Source organism: Ectothiorhodospira sp. BSL-9 (genome assembly GCF_001632845.1).
In the GTDB taxonomy this organism is placed as follows: Bacteria; Pseudomonadota; Gammaproteobacteria; order Ectothiorhodospirales; family Ectothiorhodospiraceae; genus Ectothiorhodospira.
Genome location: NZ_CP011994.1, coordinates 933,445 through 949,399, shown reverse-complemented (window position 1 = coordinate 949,399; position 15,955 = coordinate 933,445). Strand labels below are relative to the sequence as shown.

Below are 15,955 nucleotides of genomic sequence, written 5' to 3'. Positions count from 1 at the left end.
GTTCATGGGCCCCCGTGGGAGCGGCCCTCGGCCGCGAATGTTGCCCCCCGATGCCACCCAAACCCCCACACATTGGTCATGGCCCCGCTACTTGGTATGGTTCCCGATACATCATTCCTCACAAGGAGGCCGCATTGTTTGATTGGCAGGCCCTCGCGGCCAGCGCCACTGCCCTGGGTGTACTGGGTTTGGCCGTGTACAGCGCCGGTCATGCGGTGATCTACAAACGGGACACCCGCGCGGTGATCGCCTGGGTGGGCCTGATCATGTTGCTGCCATTGCTGGGCTCTGTCCTCTACTGGTTGCTGGGCGTGAACCGTATCGCGCGTCAGGCCCGGGCCTTGCGGCCCGATGTGCTGCATCGCGAGTCGGCCCCCGTGAATGGCGCCGTGCAGGTGGCCGAACGCTGGCAGCGCCTGGCCAGGGCCGGCGACGCCCTCAGCCCCTTCAACCTGCTGGCCGGCAACCATGTGCAGGCCCTGATCAACGGCGAGCAGGCCTATCCCGCCATGCTCAAGGCCATCGAGGAGGCCCGCGCCAGCGTGTGCCTGTCCACCTACATCTTCGACCACGATCCGGCGGGGCGCGAATTCATCGACGCCCTGGTGGCGGCCGCCTCCCGGGGCGTGGCCGTGCGAGTGCTTGTTGACGGCGTGGGCGCCCGCTACAGCCGTCGCAGCGTGGTGCGGGAATTGCGGTCACGCGGCGTGCCAGCGCAACTGTTCCTGCCCATGCACCTGCCGCGCAGCCTGGCGGTGTTCAATCTGCGTAACCACCGCAAGCTTTTGATCGTGGATGGCGCCATCGGTTTCACCGGCGGCATGAACATTCGCGAGGGGCATCGACGCCGGGCCCCTTACCCTTATGCCATCCAGGACATCCAGTTTCAGTTGCGCGGCCCTGTGGTGGTACAGATGCAGACCATCTTCAACGAAGATTGGCACTTCACCTGCGGCGAGCACCTGTTCGGCGAGGCCTTCTTTCCACCCCTGGAGCCAGCCGGCCAGGCCCTCGTCAGGGGCGTGGTGGATGGCCCGGACGAACACCGTGATCCGCTGCGTCAGCTGATGCATACGGCCCTGGCCGAGGCCCGGGAGCAGGTGGTGGTGATCACGCCTTATTTCCTGCCCGATGACGTGCTCATGTCGGCGCTCAATGCTGCCGCCCTGCGCGGGGTGCGCGTGGATATCCTGCTGCCGGCGCGCAACAACCATGTGCTGGTGCACTGGGCCTCCCAGGCCCTGCATTGGCAGCTGCTGGAGCGGGGCTGCCATATCTGGTTCACCCCGCCGCCCTTTGACCATAGCAAGCTCCTGCTGGTGGATGACCACTGGCTGCTGATGGGCTCGGCCAACTGGGATCCGCGCAGCCTGAGGCTGAACTTCGAATTCGACATGGAGTGTTATGACGAAGTGCTGGGCCAGCAACTGGCCGCCTGGGTGGACGAGCGTCTGGCCGAGGCGCGCCCCTTGACCCTGCAGGAGGCGGATCAACGCTCATTGCCGATCCGGCTGCGCGATGGCACGGCCCGGCTGCTGACGCCCTATCTTTGACCGGGCCCTATCCCTGATCGGGCAGGAACTCCCCATGAAAGCCAAACGGCAGATGAAAGGGCAGGGTGGCCCGGGCCCGCTCCTCCAGGCTGCGGGCGTCCAGGATCAGCAGGCTGCTGGTGCCGGTGTCGGCCTCCAGGATCACGCTCAGCAGCACGCCATCATCCTCGTCCGTGGCCTCTGGTCTGGGTACGAACACAGCTTCGCCGGGGTAGCAGTCCGTCTCGCTCCAGACCTGGTGGGTGCCCTGGCTGACATCCAGCTTCACCAGTTCATCGGTGAGCGCGCCGGGCACGTGGTTGCCCGTGCCGTACACATAGCGATAGTCCCGCCCGCTACAGCGATCGCCATGGATGCGGGGTAATTCCAGGCCGCGCTCAGCGAGCCGGGTGCACTCTGCCGTGCCCTTTTGTAAATCCAGCGTGAAGCGCCATGCCTCCCCGCAGGCGGGCTCCCGCCAGCCCCGGCGCAGCGGCTCCAGATAGAGTCGGCGGATCACGTCGTCGTCGGGGTAGGCGGCCAGGTCCACCCGCAGGCGGCCGGCCTGATCCTCGAAGGCATTGATATGGTGGAAGGCAAAACAGGGCTCGCCCACACACGTGCCCAGGTGGGTGCCGCGGTGCTTGTCGAAGACCTGGAACCGGGTGCCCCTCTCCGGCTCCCAGCGGAAGTTCTCGATGAAGGGCCGTCCCGTGATCTGCATATCCACAGGGCGGATCACCAGGGGAAACTCGCTGAGGATCACATGATGCTCGGTGACCGCAAAGCTGTGCATGTAGGCCGGGGTCTTCACCGGCAGCCGTGCGAGAATGCGGCGCCGGCGGCTGCCTGCCGGGATGCGGTACAGCAGGTACTGGCTGGTGAGCGCGAACTGTATGCCGAAGCCATAGAGATCGCCGCCGTGGTGATCCGCCACTGGATGCGCGGTGCTCATGTGCAGCGTGGTGTTGTCCGTGAAGGGCAGGATGCCCCGGGTCTCCAGGGTGTGGGCGTCGAACGCCATGGGCAGGGGCGTTTCGGTGAGGCACACGGGCTGTCCCGCCAGGTGGGCGATGCTCACATTGGCGTTGTCGGTGAGGTTGGGGCGGATCATGCCCCGCAGGCGCTTGAGCACGGAGCGGTTGGTGTCGGTGGCAAATCCCGAGCCTTCAATGCGTCCGCTGCGTCGGGCCTGCTCCAGGGTGCGGGTGAGCAGGTGCCGGTTACGAAACCCCACGCGACCGTCCCGCAGGATGAATGCCTGCAGCATGGCCAGGCCGTCGAACCAGTGCCGGCAGCGGTAACCACCCACCTCGAACAGGCCCGGGCCATTGCGCAGCAGCACGCCCTTGAGCCAGTCGGGCAGTTGCCCGCGCAGGGGCAGGGCCGTCTGTTCCAGTTCCCGGCCCTGGGAGGTGAGGCCCAGGTGATAGCCAACCCTTGCGTTCATATCAACCCTCGCTCCGCGAACGATACCAGTTCATCGCCGACGATGATGTGATCCAGCACGCGCACATCCACCAGCCCCAGGGCATCGCGCAGACGTTCGGTGATGCTCTGGTCGGCGCGGGAGGGTTCGGCAATGCCCGAGGGATGATTGTGGGCCAGAATCAGGGCGGCTGCATTATGGTGAAGGGCCCGGCGCACCACCTCCCGGGGGTGAACGCTGGCCCCGTCAATGGTGCCACGAAACAGCTCCTCGAAGGCCAGCACCCGGTGGCGGTTGTCCAGGAACACGCAGGCAAAGACCTCGAAGGGGTAGTCCCTGAGCCGTGCTGCCAGGTAACGGCGGGTGTGCTCCGGGCTGGTGATCGCATCGCCCCGCTTGAGGGTTTCGGACAGGTGCCGGCGACCCATCTCCAGTACCGCCTGCAACTGGGCATACTTGGCCTCGCCCAGGCCCCGGGCGCTGCAGAAGTCCTTGATGTCTGCCTGCAGCAGCGGCCTGAGCCCGCCGAAGCGGTTGAGCAGGTCCCGGGCCAGATCCACGGCGGTCAGGCCACTCACGCCGGTGCGCAGGAAAATGGCCAGCAGTTCCGCATCGGACAGGGTCTCGGGGCCCTGGCCCAGCAGTTTTTCCCGGGGCCGCTCACTGGCGGGCCAGTCGGTGATTCGCATGGTTCAACCTCCTTGTTTGTCGTCTCTCCCGATCACCGCCTGCATCCCTTGCGGCGCGGATTCGCTCATACCCCCCGACTCTAAACCCAGGCCCGTCACTGGGCAATGCTTCGGTGGCCGGGTCGTTCCCGGGCGGCCTGCAGCAGGGCGGCCCCCCGGTAGGCGCCATGCACAAACTTGCTGTAGGGGATCATCAAGAAGAACCCCAGCACCGTGCCCAGGTGCAAGGCCAGCAACAGACCCATGGCAGGGGTCTCCCGCAGGGCCATGAGGATCAGGCCCGTGGCGGCGGTGGCAAACAGCAGTACCAGGAGCGCGTAGTCGGCGGGCAGGGTCTCGGTGGCGGTGGGTTCCGGATCGGCCCCCCATTTCACCCATACCAGGCCCGTGGCGCCCACCATCATGCCTATTCCGCCCACGGTACCCAGCAGGTTGGGCAGGCTGAAGAAGGGGTAGGGGGCCTGCCACTCAAGAAAGTGGTGATAGCCCGCAGCCACGGTGGTGGCCGCCAGGCAGAGCAGAAAGCCATAGAACAGGGCGTGATGAAAGCGTCGCCGGACCTGACTGAACCGATGATCGCGGTCGTTGCAGCCTCCCCCGCCTCCATCCAGGTTACGCAGGGTGAACAGATCGCGGGCAGCGGCGGGCAGGGCGCGCCATACCCGAATGGCCGGCGGTCCCGGGGTGCTGATGTCCCGCCAGTAGCGCATCACGCTCACGATCACCGCCAGCACGGAGAACCCCAAGGTAAGGGCGGCCACCGCGCTCATCACGCCCCAGGGGATGACCTCATAGAACGCACCTTCGGCCTGGTGGGTGGCAAACAGGGTGTCGAAGGGCACCAGCAGCAGGGTGAGCAGGGGGATGAGCAGCGTGGCGCCCAGGCTGACCAGCGTGGTGGCCAGCCCGCTACGGGCCAGCAGGGCGGCCAGGGGTCGTGGCCAGGCGTAACGCCGGTAACTCTGCGTGCGGCGACGGGCCAGGGTGGCTGGCACATTGATGGCGAACTCATGGGGCGGCGCATACTGACAGGCATACCAGCAGGCCCGGCAGTTGTGGCACAGGTTGGCCAGGTAGTCCAGATCGGCATCGTCAAGGTCCGGCCTGCGTTCCGAGGCGGGGAACACGTCGCACAGGCCGGTGCAGAAGCTGCACACATTGCACAACTGCATCACCCGGCGGGGTTCGGCGTCGTGTTCGGGTTCGGGCTGTTGCAAGGCTTTCCTCCCCATTAAAGCGGCCACACCACCAGCAGCAGCGGCACGGAGATGGCCACCACGAGGATCTCAAGCGGCAGACCCAGCTTCCAGTAGTCGCTGAACCGAAACCCTCCCGGGCCAAGGATCAGGGTGTTGTTCTGATGGCCGATGGGTGTAAGGAAGGCGCAGGAGGCGCCAATGGCCACCGCCATCAGAAAGGAGTCGGGGCTTACGCCCAGCGCGGCGGCGGTGCCGATGGCAATGGGGCACATCACCGCGGCGGTGGCAGCATTGTTCATCAGGTCGGACAGGAACATGGTGACCACCAGGATCAGCGCCAGCCCGACCACGGCATGACCCTGCGCCACATTCTCGATCATGAAACGAGCGATCAGGTCAGCGGTGCCGGTGCTCGCCATGGCACCCGCCACCGGTATCAGGGCGCCCAGCAACACGATCACCGGCCAGTCGATGGCATGGTACACCTGCTGTGGCGGCACGGTGCGCAGGGCCATGGAAGCCAGCACGCCGATGGCGAAGGCCACCGCCGCCGGCAATAACCCGAAGGCGGCGCCGCCGATGGCGAACAGCATGATCAGACTGGCCTCCCAGATCTTGCGCTTGTTGGGGATGCGCAGCTCACGCTCGGCCAGGGGCACGCAGGCATTGTCGGAGGCAAACTCGGAGATGGACTCAGGCGGGCCCTGCATCAGCAACAGGTCCCCGGACTGGAAGGCCATGGAACGCAGCCGTTTCATGGAGCGCTTGCCCTCCCGGGACAGGGCAAGCAGGTTGACCCCATAGCGCGTGCGCAGGAGGATGTCGCTGGCCGAGCGCCCCGCCAGGGGTGAGTTGGGCAGCACGGCCAGTTCCATCAGCACCACATCGCCGGACTTCAACGAGGCTTCGGCGGCCTCGGCCTCATCGCCGTCTTCCTGCTTGGCGGATTTGTCCGAATCCTCGTTCCTGGAGGCGGTGGCACCCGTCTTTTCATCCTCTTCGGGGGCCTCATCCTTCTCGGGCTTCACCTCTTCTTCCAGCTTCAAACCGAGAATGGACAGCACATCCTTGAGGGATTCGGCCTCGGCCTCGATCATCAGGATGTCGCCGGCATGCACCATGCGCCCCGGGTTGGCGGCAATGAGCCGCACCTCCTTTTGCACCATGCCGATGATCTGCGCATCCACATCGGCGAGTTCGTCTTCGATCTCCCGCAGCCGCATGCCCGCGGCCTTGCTGTCTTCCAGTACCCGCACCTCGGTGATGTAGGCGCCGGACTCGAAACCTTCAATGCCTGATTGTTTGCGCGCCGGTACCAGTCGCCAGCCGACAAGGGCGACGAACAGCACCCCCACCAACGCCACAGCCAGGCCGATCGGCGTGAAGTCGAACATGGCAAAGCTGCCCAGCCCGGCTTCGGCACGAAAGCCGGACACAATCAGGTTGGGCGGGGTGCCGATCAGCGTGGTCATGCCCCCGAGAATGGTGCCGAAGGCCAGTGGCATGAGCACCTGCCCGGGGGTGAGTTCGAGCCGCTGTGCCAGGTGGATTGCCACCGGCATCAGCAGCGCCATGGCGCCAACATTGTTCATGAAGCCCGACAGGAAGGCCCCAAGGCCCATGAGTGCCATGAGGCTGAGCACGCGCCCGGACTGGGCCGGCAACACGTTGCGTGCCAGCACATCCACTGCCCCCGAGATCTGCAGGCCGCGACTGAGCACCAGCACACAGGCCACCGTGACCACCGCTGGGTGGCCGAACCCGGCGAATGCCTCGCCGGTGGGCACCAGACCCGCCACCACGCAGGCCAGCAGGGCGCCCGCCGCCACCATGTCGTGGCGCCAGCGGCCCCACAGGAACATGGCGACCGTCGCGGTGAGGATGGTTAGAATAAGCCATTGATCCTGGGTCATGGTCCGTTCAGTCCTTGGTTTTTCGGAGCTCACGAATCGTAGACTATTACGATATCCGAATCCCTGCGTGAAATCGGCATCGACGAGTGGAGGACTCATGATTCGAGGCATGATCTACGACAGATTGATCCTTCAGCTCACCTCGCGCTGGTATGCCGAGGTGCTGGAGCGGATGCCGGAGGGGGCGGCACTCCTGGATGTGGGCGTCGGCACGGCGGGCGCGCTGATGGCCAACGCCGAACGGGTGAAGGTCAAGGCGCTGAGCGTGGTGGGCATCGACATTGATGGCGACTATGTGAAGCGCGCCCACAGGCGGCTGCAGGGGTCGCCTGTGGAGGATCAGATTCAGGTACGGCTCGAATCGGTATACGCGCATCAGGGTGGGCCGTATGACGCCGTGTACTTCTCCGCCAGCTTCATGCTCCTGCCCGATCCCGAAAAGGCCCTGCGGCATTGCTGCGATTTGCTGAATCCCGGCGGGCGCATTTTCTTCACCCAGACCATCCAGGTGCGTCGCTCGCGCTGGATGGAAACCTTCAAACCGTTACTCAGACGCCTGACCAGCATCGATTTCGGGCGGGTCACCTACCGGGAAGATCTGGAAGCCCATATTCGCAGCGCCGGGCTGGAGGTGGACGAGTTCACGGTGCTGTCCCGGCATGGGAATCGGACATCCTGCCTTGTTGTGGCCCGCCCTATAGGCCGTTCCTAGCACGCTGCGTGGCCTTCTGTTGCAGTCTGGGTGCGGCAGGTTCGAGCTGTTCGCCATCAGCAACGATGCGGTTACGGCCTTCGGCCTTGGCACGATACAGGGCACGGTCGGCGCGCTTGAGCATGGATTCCAGGGTTTCATCACCCGCTCCATCGAATGTACCGCCGCATCTCACGCACTCCATGATGATGTTGTCCAGGTGTCGACCAAAGTACCATGCGATCGCTACGATCGTGGCCCAGCCGGACCCGAAAGTCTACCGCGTGCTATCGTCGATCGGCCGGCCGTCTGCCGTCGCCTGGTGAGGCTGCGTCGACCCTCCTACAGACCGCTCCGAACCAGCAACTCGGGGATCTGGCGCTTGAAGCGGAAGAACCCGTGGGTTGCGTGCGGCCAGGCCAGTTCGTCCCATTCGCGGCGCAAGGGGATGAGTTCAATCCCGTCTGCCTCCAACTCCCCGGCGATACGCTCAAGCGCATCGGCAATCGGCCCGACCGGTGCTTCGGGTGTGGCGATCACGCGGACCTCAGCAAGGGTGCAGGCCTCGCGCAGGCTGTCGGCATCCAGGTGGGACAGTACGCTTGCCGGTTGTTGCAGGGTGTTGCTGGCCCGTTGCGCGGCATCCTCGGCCAGCGCCGCAAACCAGCTGGCGGTCGCCCCACCGAAAGGCCAAGGGTTGTCGGGATGACCCTGCCGGGCAACGGCAATTCCGCCTACATCCACCTTGGCGGGCAACACCTCCTGACCGCTCAGGTCGTCGCCATGGAGCAACAGCAGCACGCGCTGCCCAGGGGGCAGTGTTCGCAGCGCTGGCAGGGGCGCGGGCGGAGGGGGTGACTCCTCCCGAATCGGGAGGGCCTCGGCGGCCAGGTTGGCTGGCTGGAAGCGATTGTCGGTAAAGCGGGCAATGTTGTCAGCACGGGCGAGGTAGGTCTTGCCCGGCGTCTGAATGCCGGCGATCCATCGCCAACCCAGGGTGTTGGATGCCGGGTCGGCATCGCGCAGGTGCCGAAGAAAGAAGTCGGCCCCCAGCGTCCACGGCAGCTCGAGGGTGAAGATCCAGATGGAGGCGAACCACATGCGCGCGTGATTGTGCAGATAGCCGGTGTGTACCAGTTCGCGGGCCCAGTCATCGAATCCCTCCACCCCGCTGCGCCCCTCCTCGGCTGCGGTGACTGCCGCCTGCAGGGCGGTGTCTTCTTCCATACGCTTGCGATCTTCAGCCTGTTCCCGCAGGAACGCCCGCCAGACCTGCGGGCGCATCTGTAGCCAGCCCTTCCAGTAGGTGCGCCAGAACACCTCCTGTACGAACTTTTCGGCCGCCTCGGGGGAGTGCCGTTGCAGCACGGCCTCGATGACCTGATGTTCGCTCAGGACTCGGTGCCGGATATAAGGCGACAGCAGCGACACGTTGTCGCGCTGGCCCGGCCCAGGGTCCCGGTTGCGCTGTGCTGCGTAGTGCCGCCCGGCACTGGGAACAAAGGCCTTCAGCCGCTCCAGCGCGGCGATATGGCTCGGCGGGAACAGATCGCTGTGGGAGGAGATGGGGTCGTGGTTGTCAGTCATGGGGGTGTGATGATGTCCCTGAGTCTTTGGTGATCAATGATGTTGCTCCATCGGACAGCCCGATGCCGCCGTTGCACCGGCAATGCGACCGAAGACCGCGCCGATGGTCAGCGCGGCGCCGGCCACATAGCCGGTGCCCAGGATCGCCGGCGACATGATCATGCCAGCGGCCAGCAGCGTCTGACAGGTGGGGCCCCGACTGCGGCGGATGTGCCCACAGGTGTCCACGCTCAGACCGTGGCCGGTGAAGGTCACACCGGGGGCCATGGTGTGGGCAAAATAGGGCGGCTGCGACAGGGGCAGGGCGCAGCGACTCTTGGGGGGCTCCATGCCCTGGGTGTGGTGTGTCTCCGGATCATCCCCCCCGGGGACTATGGACTGGTGATAACGCCCGACGGTGTCCGCCAGGTTCTGGGGCGGTATGCCCAGCTGTATGGCCAGATCCTCCAGGGTGTGGGCCACGACCGGGGCGTAGATGGATGTGGGTGCCCGGGCATGACCGCGTGCGTCCAGGATCAGATGGGCCCGGGCATCGGGGCGCTCGGCCACCCATCTCCCCCAGGCTGAATAGCGCCTGGGGGAGATGATCTCGCCCTCGTCCCGAAAGCGATGCCCCTGGGTGTCCACCACCAGCCCCCAGGGCATGCCGTCCACCCGGGTGACGATGCCGCCGTCGGCATCGGGTGACCGGGCATTCACCGCCACCAGATGGCAGGCCCCGGGCTGACCGCTGGGTGCGGCCCCCTGCCGCAGCAGTGACAGCAGCAACTCCCCCCGTACATGCGGACTGCCGCGAATGATGAAGTCTTGCGCCGCATCGCCCCGCGCCGCGGCCAGGGCCTCCCGGTCGGCCTGGTAGCCGCCGCTGCAGACGATGACGCGCCGGGCCCGCAGCGTCAGCGGTTGATCCTGTTGCCGGGCCTGGATCTCATGCAGATCGCGGTCTTCCAGGACGAGATCCTCCACCCGCGTGTCCTGGCGGATATCCACGCCCAGAGCCTCGGCACGGCCAAACAGCGCATTGATCATGTTGCGCCCACCCCCCAGGAAGAAGGCCGTCTTGCGCGACCAGGGCAGGGTGCCCTGGGCCGGGCGCTCGAAGTGCACCCCCTGGGCCTGCAACCATGCCGGCAGTTCCAGCGAGCCCTCGGCCAGGGTGCGCGTGAGCGCCTCGTCACAGCCCCCCTGGCTGGTCTGACGCAGGTCCTCCATGAACTCCTCCACGGTATAGCGACCGGGAAACAGGGCCGAGGGGGCTTCATGGGCAATGCGCAGGTTGCGCGAGTGGCGGGAGTTGCCACCCCGCTGATAGGCCGGCGCGCGGTCCACCATCTGCACCGTGGCCCCGTGCTCACGGGCGGAGATGGCTGCGCACAGGGCAGCCAGGCCACCACCGATCACGATGACATCATGGATTTGTGAGGGCATTCCGAGGGCCATGTCCTGGGTGGCGGGTGGGATCATCCGGCTTGAGCCGTATCCTGGCCTGAAGCGGACCCTGAGATGGATCTCCAATGGCGTTAGTCTCGCATCACTGATCCTGGAGAGGAATGGGGCAGCCCGGTGATCCCTCATCAGTATTCAATACCTTTGTCGTACCAGGTACCTGAAACCCGAAGCACGACTCGGAGTCTCTAATCCATACGCGCCCGTACAGTCATGGCCTTGGCCATAAGGCTGATCAACGCCGCGAACGTCCAATCATCCCCGCCGGAGGCCCCTCATGCCCGCGCCTGTGCAACTGGTCTGGTTCAAGCGTGACCTTCGGGTCGACGATCATGCCCCGCTCTGCCAGGCGGCACAGAGCGGGCCCGTGTTGCCACTGTATATCGTGGAGCCCGGGTATTGGGATGAGCCGGATACCAGTCGCCGGCACTGGGATTTCATCCATGGCAGCCTGCGGGATCTTGACCGGGCCTTGCGCGAGCTTGGGCAACCGCTGATCGTACGTGAGGGCGAGGCCGAGGTGGTACTCGACCGGTTGTGCGAGGAACTTCCGATTGCCGCGGTCCATAGCCACCAGGAGACCGGTAACGGCTGGACCTTCAATCGGGATCGGGCAGTCGCTCGCCGACTGCGGGATCGAGGCATCCCCTGGCATGAGTATCGTCAGCATGGCGTGGTCCGCCCGCTCCGTAGCCGCGATGGTTGGGCGGCACAATGGGAACAGTTGATGGGCCAGCCAGCCGCCGCGCTCCCCGAATCGCTCACGCCCTGCCATGGGGTGGCGGGTGGCATCGAGACCTTGCCGGATTGCCCGGCGGGTGTGGCGGCGGATCCTCCCATATCGCTTCAGACGCCCGGGCTGGATGCCGGTCATACTGTCCTGCGGGACTTCCTTGAGGCGCGCGGCCAGCGGTATGCCGGCGGCATCAGCAGCCCGGAAAAGGCCTGGACGGCCAGTTCACGGCTGAGCCCGCACCTGGCCTACGGCACGCTCTCGCTGCGTCGGGTATTGCAGGCCACCCGTGAGCGCAAGGCCCAGGTGGGTGAGATGCCCGCCGGGGATCGCCAACGCACGGCCTGGCAGCGCTCCCTGCGTCAGTTCGAGGAACGGCTGCATTGGCACTGCCATTTCATGCAGAAGCTGGAGGACCAGCCCTCCATCGAATTCGCCAATCTGCACCGTGCCTGTGACGGTCTGCGCGAGGACGCATTCGACGTGGAGCGCATGCGGCTCTGGCAGCAGGGCCTGACGGGTTATCCCCTGGTGGATGCCTGCATGCGTGCGCTGCGCGACCATGGCTGGATCAATTTCCGCATGCGCGCGATGGTGGTGGCCTTCGCCTCCTATCATCTCTGGTTGCACTGGCGCGAGCCGTCACTGCACCTGGCACGGGTTTTCACCGACTATGAGCCCGGCATTCACTACAGCCAGATGCAGATGCAATCCGGCACCACGGGCATCAACGCCCTGCGCATCTATAATCCGGTGAAGCAGTCGGTGGACCAGGACCCGGAGGGTCGTTTCATTCGCAAATGGGTGCCGGAACTGGCGCGGGTGTCGGGGGACTGGATCCACCAGCCATGGCGGATGCCAGCTTTCCAGCAGCGTGAGTCGGGCTGCCGCATCGGCCACGACTATCCGGCGCCCGTCGTGGATTATGAACAGGCGGCGCGAGAGGCCCGCGCACGCTTCAAAGGGGTGCGTGGCAAGGCGGCATCGCGTCAGGAGAGTGCCGGCATCCAGCAGCGCCACGGCAGTCGTCGCCGCCCTTCTCCACGCACCACCACCCGCAGCCCGCCCAGTTCCAGGCAGCTCGACCTCTTCCCCGACACGGACCATTGAAAGAGGGCCGGACACCGCTTTCCGATGCGACCTGGTCTTGCTCCGCCCGGGTTAATATGCCCCCGTCAGCGAGGGCATGACTGTGCGGGGGCCATGAAGCACCTGACCCGGTGCGCGGCACCCTCTGATCTGGCACCGTTGTCGTCCCGAAAGAGACACCATAATGAGGAGGCAATATACGATGAAAACCCATTCAACTGGCTTGATTGCTGCCCTGGTGATGGCCTTGAGTCTGCCAATGGGTGCTCAGGCCGACTGGGCCGATCGTCTTCGCGGAGCCTTGCCGGGAGGTGACGCCGAAAGGCCTGCATCCGGGCAGGTCGAAGGACTGAGGGAGTTGCTCGGCAGCAGCAGTGACCACGCCGTATCTGCAGCCTCGCAAAGTGGCGGATTCCTGGACAATCCCGGCATCAAGATCCCGTTGCCGGGGGTGCTGCAAGACGCGCAAAGTATGCTGAGCCGATTGGGCCTGTCGCAGCAACTCGACGACCTGGAAGCGGCCATCAATGAAGCCGCGGAGCGAGCCGCGCCGGCCGCGCGCCCCATCCTGGCCGAGGCCATCCGGGATGTGCGCTTCGAAGATGTGCAACCCATCCTGGGGTCCTCCGATGGAGCCACTCGCCATCTGCAGGATCGACAGGGAGAGCGGGTCACTCAGGCCCTGCTCCCCGAGACCCGGCGCGCCCTGGAAGAGACTGGCGCCACCGAGGCGCTCTCCCGTCTCATCGACCGCGTCGGCAACCGTCTACCAGGGATGAGCAGGCTGCAGGATTTCGATCTGGACGCTTACGTGAACGACAAAACCGTGGAGGGCCTGTTCGAACTCATGGCGGAACGCGAAGGCATGATCCGGGAGGACCCGGTGGGGCAGGGCGGTCAGATGCTGAGGCAGCTGTTCGGGCGGTAGGCCGAGATGGAGGGGGTTGATGCTGGAGGCCTATCAGCTTGAGACTCCCGATCCTCAGCTTCGGCCAACATGCTCCTGACAGTGAGGACATCGAATGAACTATTCCCAGATCCTTGAAGCCTTGAACAGGGCGTCCCTGTTCGAACTCTATCGTCTCCAGCAGGCCATTCAACGGAATCTGGAAGATCCCCAGAGGATCCTGCAGATCCGGCGCGCACTGAAGGTGGGGCAGGAGATCGAGTACTTTGATGCGCAGCAAAACCGCCTCATCGAGGCCAGCATCATCGAGTTGAAAAGCACCCGGGCCCTGGTCGCCGACCGCCATGATGGCCAGCGCTGGAGCATCCCCCTCCACTTCATCAACCTTGATGGCGCCGATGTGGCCATCTCGAATCCCACCGGCAAGCTTGACCGCAACACTCTCAGGATCGGCGACAGGGTGGCCTTCAAGGACCGCAAGGGGAACGAGCTGTTCGGGGAAGTGACCAAGCTGAACCCGAAGACCGCCGGCGTGCTTGTAGGAACCACGCACTGGAGGGTCGGTTATGGCCTGTTGTCCTCCATCATCGAAGGCGAGGCGGGGGGTGAAACGAAGGTCATCGATGGGCATGTGTTGCCCAAACCATGATCCGCCATGTGGAAACAGAACACGTTCAGACGGCCCCTACGGTTGCTTGATGAAGGTGACCTCAAAGGCTTTACTGGAACGAAACTGCTGCAGTCTGTTGGCAAACGCGAAGGCGTCATTCATCTCGTAGTGCTGAAAGATGTCCAGACCCCTGTCCAGCGATATCTTCCAGCCATGGTCCGTTACGATATGGCGAGCGTGAATGCTGCCGGTTTCGTCGAACTCCCAGGTGAATTCGATGCCCACGGTACGAGCGGATTCCTGGATCTTTTCAAAACTCTCGTCTTGCAGATCACCCTTGAACTCATCCCGGACCGTGACCAGATGCACCGACACTTCATCCTCCCGAGCCTTGTTTTTCACTACGGCCTCAAGAAACTCCATGAAGTTACGGATCTGGTAGAAAAGTCGAATATAGGGGTCTGTTACGGTGATCCTGCCGGCCCTGTCCAGATAGGGGCCAAACAAACTGTCGTATGATATACCCTTCTGATTTTCCTGGAAGGTCAGATGCTTTTCCTCCAGCACGGGCCCAGAGGTGCGTGAGGAAGCTGCCTCGATATCGTTCACATCCATGGATGGATTGGGTGCCATGTCCTCATCTTCACGGCCGGATACCGTCTGGTGGTAGTAACCCGGGTACTCCTGTTCCTCGAGTGTGGTGACCAGCGTTTCCTTGCCTTGCTCATCCTCATAGGCAAATCGCACGTTGCCATAGGTGGTATCAATTCGTTGTAACTGATCCTTGACCCGTTTCCGACCCTCAATGGCGAACCGCAGCACTTCTTCAATTTCTTCCCGGGTCGCTCCACCCTGAGGGAACAGGATCTTCATCAACCCGGAAAACGTCTTCTGGATACCATCGCGGTCACGGGTCGAGATATCCGAAGAAAGGGTAAAGTGCTCCCGATACTGGTCAGAATAATCGTGGTTCCGCATCGAGCGCAGGATTTCCGCGAGGTAGTCCACCACAAAGCCATAGCCATGGGAGAACATCTCGCCCCGGATGATGTCGACCTCCCACCCCGGGATATAAAAATGGATGCGGTCCAGAAATGCAGAATCGTAGAACTTGTCCGGCAGCTCTTCGAAGAGGTCCGAGTGCCTCAGCATATAAGGGACGGTATGCCGTGTATTGCCAACAAACACCATGGAAGCCTCGGCACCCAGGGTTTCCACGCCCCGGGAAAAGGACTTGTTGGCCATGTAGTTCTTCATGATGTCGACCAGCGCCTTGTCGACCCGCTTTTGCTTGCCGGCGAACTCGTCGAAGGCCACGCAATCCCAGTAGCCCACCAGCCCAATCTTGCCGCTGGAGTTATTCACGAAAAGCTTGGGTACGGTGACCTCACCGCCGGATACCAGAATCCCATGGGGCGAGAACTCAGAGTAAACATGGGATTTGCCCGTCCCCTTGGGGCCCAGTTCAATCAGATTATAGTTCCGTTCGCAGAACGGTATTAAACGGACCAATTGCGTCAGCTTGCTGCGCCGACCGAACATCTCCGGATTAAAGCCGATGCTTTGTATCAGCAGATCAATCCATTCGTCGGTACTGAACCGTTGCCGTGCAGCCACGTAGGCATCGAAGTCAAAGTGCGACAGCTGAATCGGCTTGAGGGTGGAGAGGATCCATGGGCTCACGTTCTGGTCTTCAGAAAAGACATACTCGATGTCCGCAATGCACCAGACGCCACTGACCAATAGCTTGGGGTGGGCCTTCACGGTTCCTGAATCCACCAATACCTTCTTGATGCCCAGATTGGAAAACCGCGCCTCATAGGCATCTGTTTTCTCATTCAGGGCCACGCTGATCTTGTCGATGACCTTATAGCGTCCCTTCTCCTTGATATTGGACCGGACCAGGCCGGCCTCATTCCGGTGGACATAATGCTTGGCCAGGATCTCCTTGACCGTTTCGATGCCGGTCTGAATCGTGGCCTCGTCATTGGTGGCGCAATACTGACCCAGCAGATACTCCAGCACATACGAGGGGACGATGGCATTACCCTTGACCGTCTTTACCAGATCCTTGCGCACAACCAGGCCGGGGAAGTGCTCGTTGATCTTTTGGTCAAGCATACTCATCAG

13 protein-coding genes are annotated in these 15,955 nt (G+C 63.7%); 5 read left to right on the top strand and 8 right to left on the bottom strand.

Going from position 1 to position 15,955, the window contains the following annotated elements; all coding sequences use genetic code 11:
- Nucleotides 1-134: 134 nt before the first annotated feature.
- Nucleotides 135-1,553 (top strand): cardiolipin synthase, encoded by a 1,419-nt coding sequence (gene cls, locus ECTOBSL9_RS04615; RefSeq protein ID WP_063464087.1) that lies wholly within the window; start codon nt 135-137, stop codon nt 1,551-1,553.
- 7 nt (nt 1,554-1,560) lie between these two features.
- Here cls and ECTOBSL9_RS04610 read toward each other — a convergent pair whose 3' ends face one another.
- From ECTOBSL9_RS04610 to ECTOBSL9_RS04595, 4 genes are all read right to left on the bottom strand, one after another.
- On the bottom strand, nt 1,561-2,982 hold the full coding sequence (locus ECTOBSL9_RS04610) for a carotenoid oxygenase family protein (RefSeq protein ID WP_063464086.1): 1,422 nt from the start codon (nt 2,980-2,982) through the stop codon (nt 1,561-1,563).
- The gene (gene radC / locus ECTOBSL9_RS04605; protein WP_063464085.1) at nt 2,979-3,650 is read right to left on the bottom strand and encodes a DNA repair protein RadC; all 672 of its coding nucleotides are present in this window, start codon (nt 3,648-3,650) and stop codon (nt 2,979-2,981) included. The genes ECTOBSL9_RS04610 and radC overlap by 4 nt, the downstream gene beginning before the upstream one ends.
- Nucleotides 3,651-3,745: 95 nt before the next feature.
- Nucleotides 3,746-4,867 (bottom strand): tricarballylate utilization 4Fe-4S protein TcuB, encoded by a 1,122-nt coding sequence (gene tcuB / locus ECTOBSL9_RS04600; RefSeq protein ID WP_240481048.1) that lies wholly within the window; start codon nt 4,865-4,867, stop codon nt 3,746-3,748.
- Nucleotides 4,868-4,881: 14 nt separating this feature from the next.
- On the bottom strand, nt 4,882-6,762 hold the full coding sequence (locus ECTOBSL9_RS04595; RefSeq protein WP_063464083.1) for an SLC13 family permease: 1,881 nt from the start codon (nt 6,760-6,762) through the stop codon (nt 4,882-4,884).
- 100 nt (nt 6,763-6,862) lie between these two features.
- Between ECTOBSL9_RS04595 and ECTOBSL9_RS04590 the strand changes: the two genes are divergently transcribed.
- A complete protein-coding gene (locus ECTOBSL9_RS04590) occupies nt 6,863-7,474 on the top strand; it encodes a bifunctional 2-polyprenyl-6-hydroxyphenol methylase/3-demethylubiquinol 3-O-methyltransferase UbiG (protein ID WP_205632017.1) in 612 nt (203 codons plus the stop codon).
- Here ECTOBSL9_RS04590 and ECTOBSL9_RS17245 read toward each other — a convergent pair.
- The 3 genes from ECTOBSL9_RS17245 to tcuA all read right to left on the bottom strand — a co-directional run bounded on the left by ECTOBSL9_RS17245 (nt 7,458) and on the right by tcuA (nt 10,468).
- A complete protein-coding gene (locus ECTOBSL9_RS17245) occupies nt 7,458-7,658 on the bottom strand; it encodes a hypothetical protein (RefSeq protein ID WP_063464081.1) in 201 nt (66 codons plus the stop codon). The genes ECTOBSL9_RS04590 and ECTOBSL9_RS17245 overlap by 17 nt on opposite strands.
- A 137-nt stretch (nt 7,659-7,795) precedes the next feature.
- Nucleotides 7,796-9,040, bottom strand: a complete 1,245-nt coding sequence (locus ECTOBSL9_RS04580; RefSeq protein ID WP_063464080.1) for an FAD-binding domain-containing protein — start codon at nt 9,038-9,040, stop codon at nt 7,796-7,798.
- Nucleotides 9,041-9,073: 33 nt separating this feature from the next.
- Nucleotides 9,074-10,468: an FAD-dependent tricarballylate dehydrogenase TcuA gene (gene tcuA, locus ECTOBSL9_RS04575; protein ID WP_240481047.1), complete on the bottom strand. Its 1,395-nt coding sequence runs from the start codon at nt 10,466-10,468 to the stop codon at nt 9,074-9,076.
- 295 nt (nt 10,469-10,763) lie between these two features.
- Here tcuA and ECTOBSL9_RS04570 point away from each other — a divergent pair, with 295 nt between their 5' ends.
- The 3 genes from ECTOBSL9_RS04570 to ECTOBSL9_RS04560 all read left to right on the top strand — a co-directional run bounded on the left by ECTOBSL9_RS04570 (nt 10,764) and on the right by ECTOBSL9_RS04560 (nt 13,864).
- The gene (locus ECTOBSL9_RS04570; protein ID WP_063464079.1) at nt 10,764-12,329 is read left to right on the top strand and encodes a deoxyribodipyrimidine photo-lyase; all 1,566 of its coding nucleotides are present in this window, start codon (nt 10,764-10,766) and stop codon (nt 12,327-12,329) included.
- A gap of 181 nt (nt 12,330-12,510) precedes the next feature.
- Nucleotides 12,511-13,236 (top strand): DUF4197 domain-containing protein, encoded by a 726-nt coding sequence (locus tag ECTOBSL9_RS04565; protein WP_168161529.1) that lies wholly within the window; start codon nt 12,511-12,513, stop codon nt 13,234-13,236.
- 94 nt (nt 13,237-13,330) lie between these two features.
- Nucleotides 13,331-13,864, top strand: coding sequence for a hypothetical protein (locus ECTOBSL9_RS04560; protein WP_063464077.1), 534 nt, complete (start codon nt 13,331-13,333; stop codon nt 13,862-13,864).
- A gap of 36 nt (nt 13,865-13,900) precedes the next feature.
- Here the strand turns inward: ECTOBSL9_RS04560 and brxL are convergent, their stop codons facing one another.
- Complete coding sequence (brxL, locus tag ECTOBSL9_RS04555; protein ID WP_063464076.1) at nt 13,901-15,952, bottom strand: BREX system Lon protease-like protein BrxL; 2,052 nt, start codon at nt 15,950-15,952, stop codon at nt 13,901-13,903.
- Between the last annotated feature and the right edge of the window lie 3 nt (nt 15,953-15,955).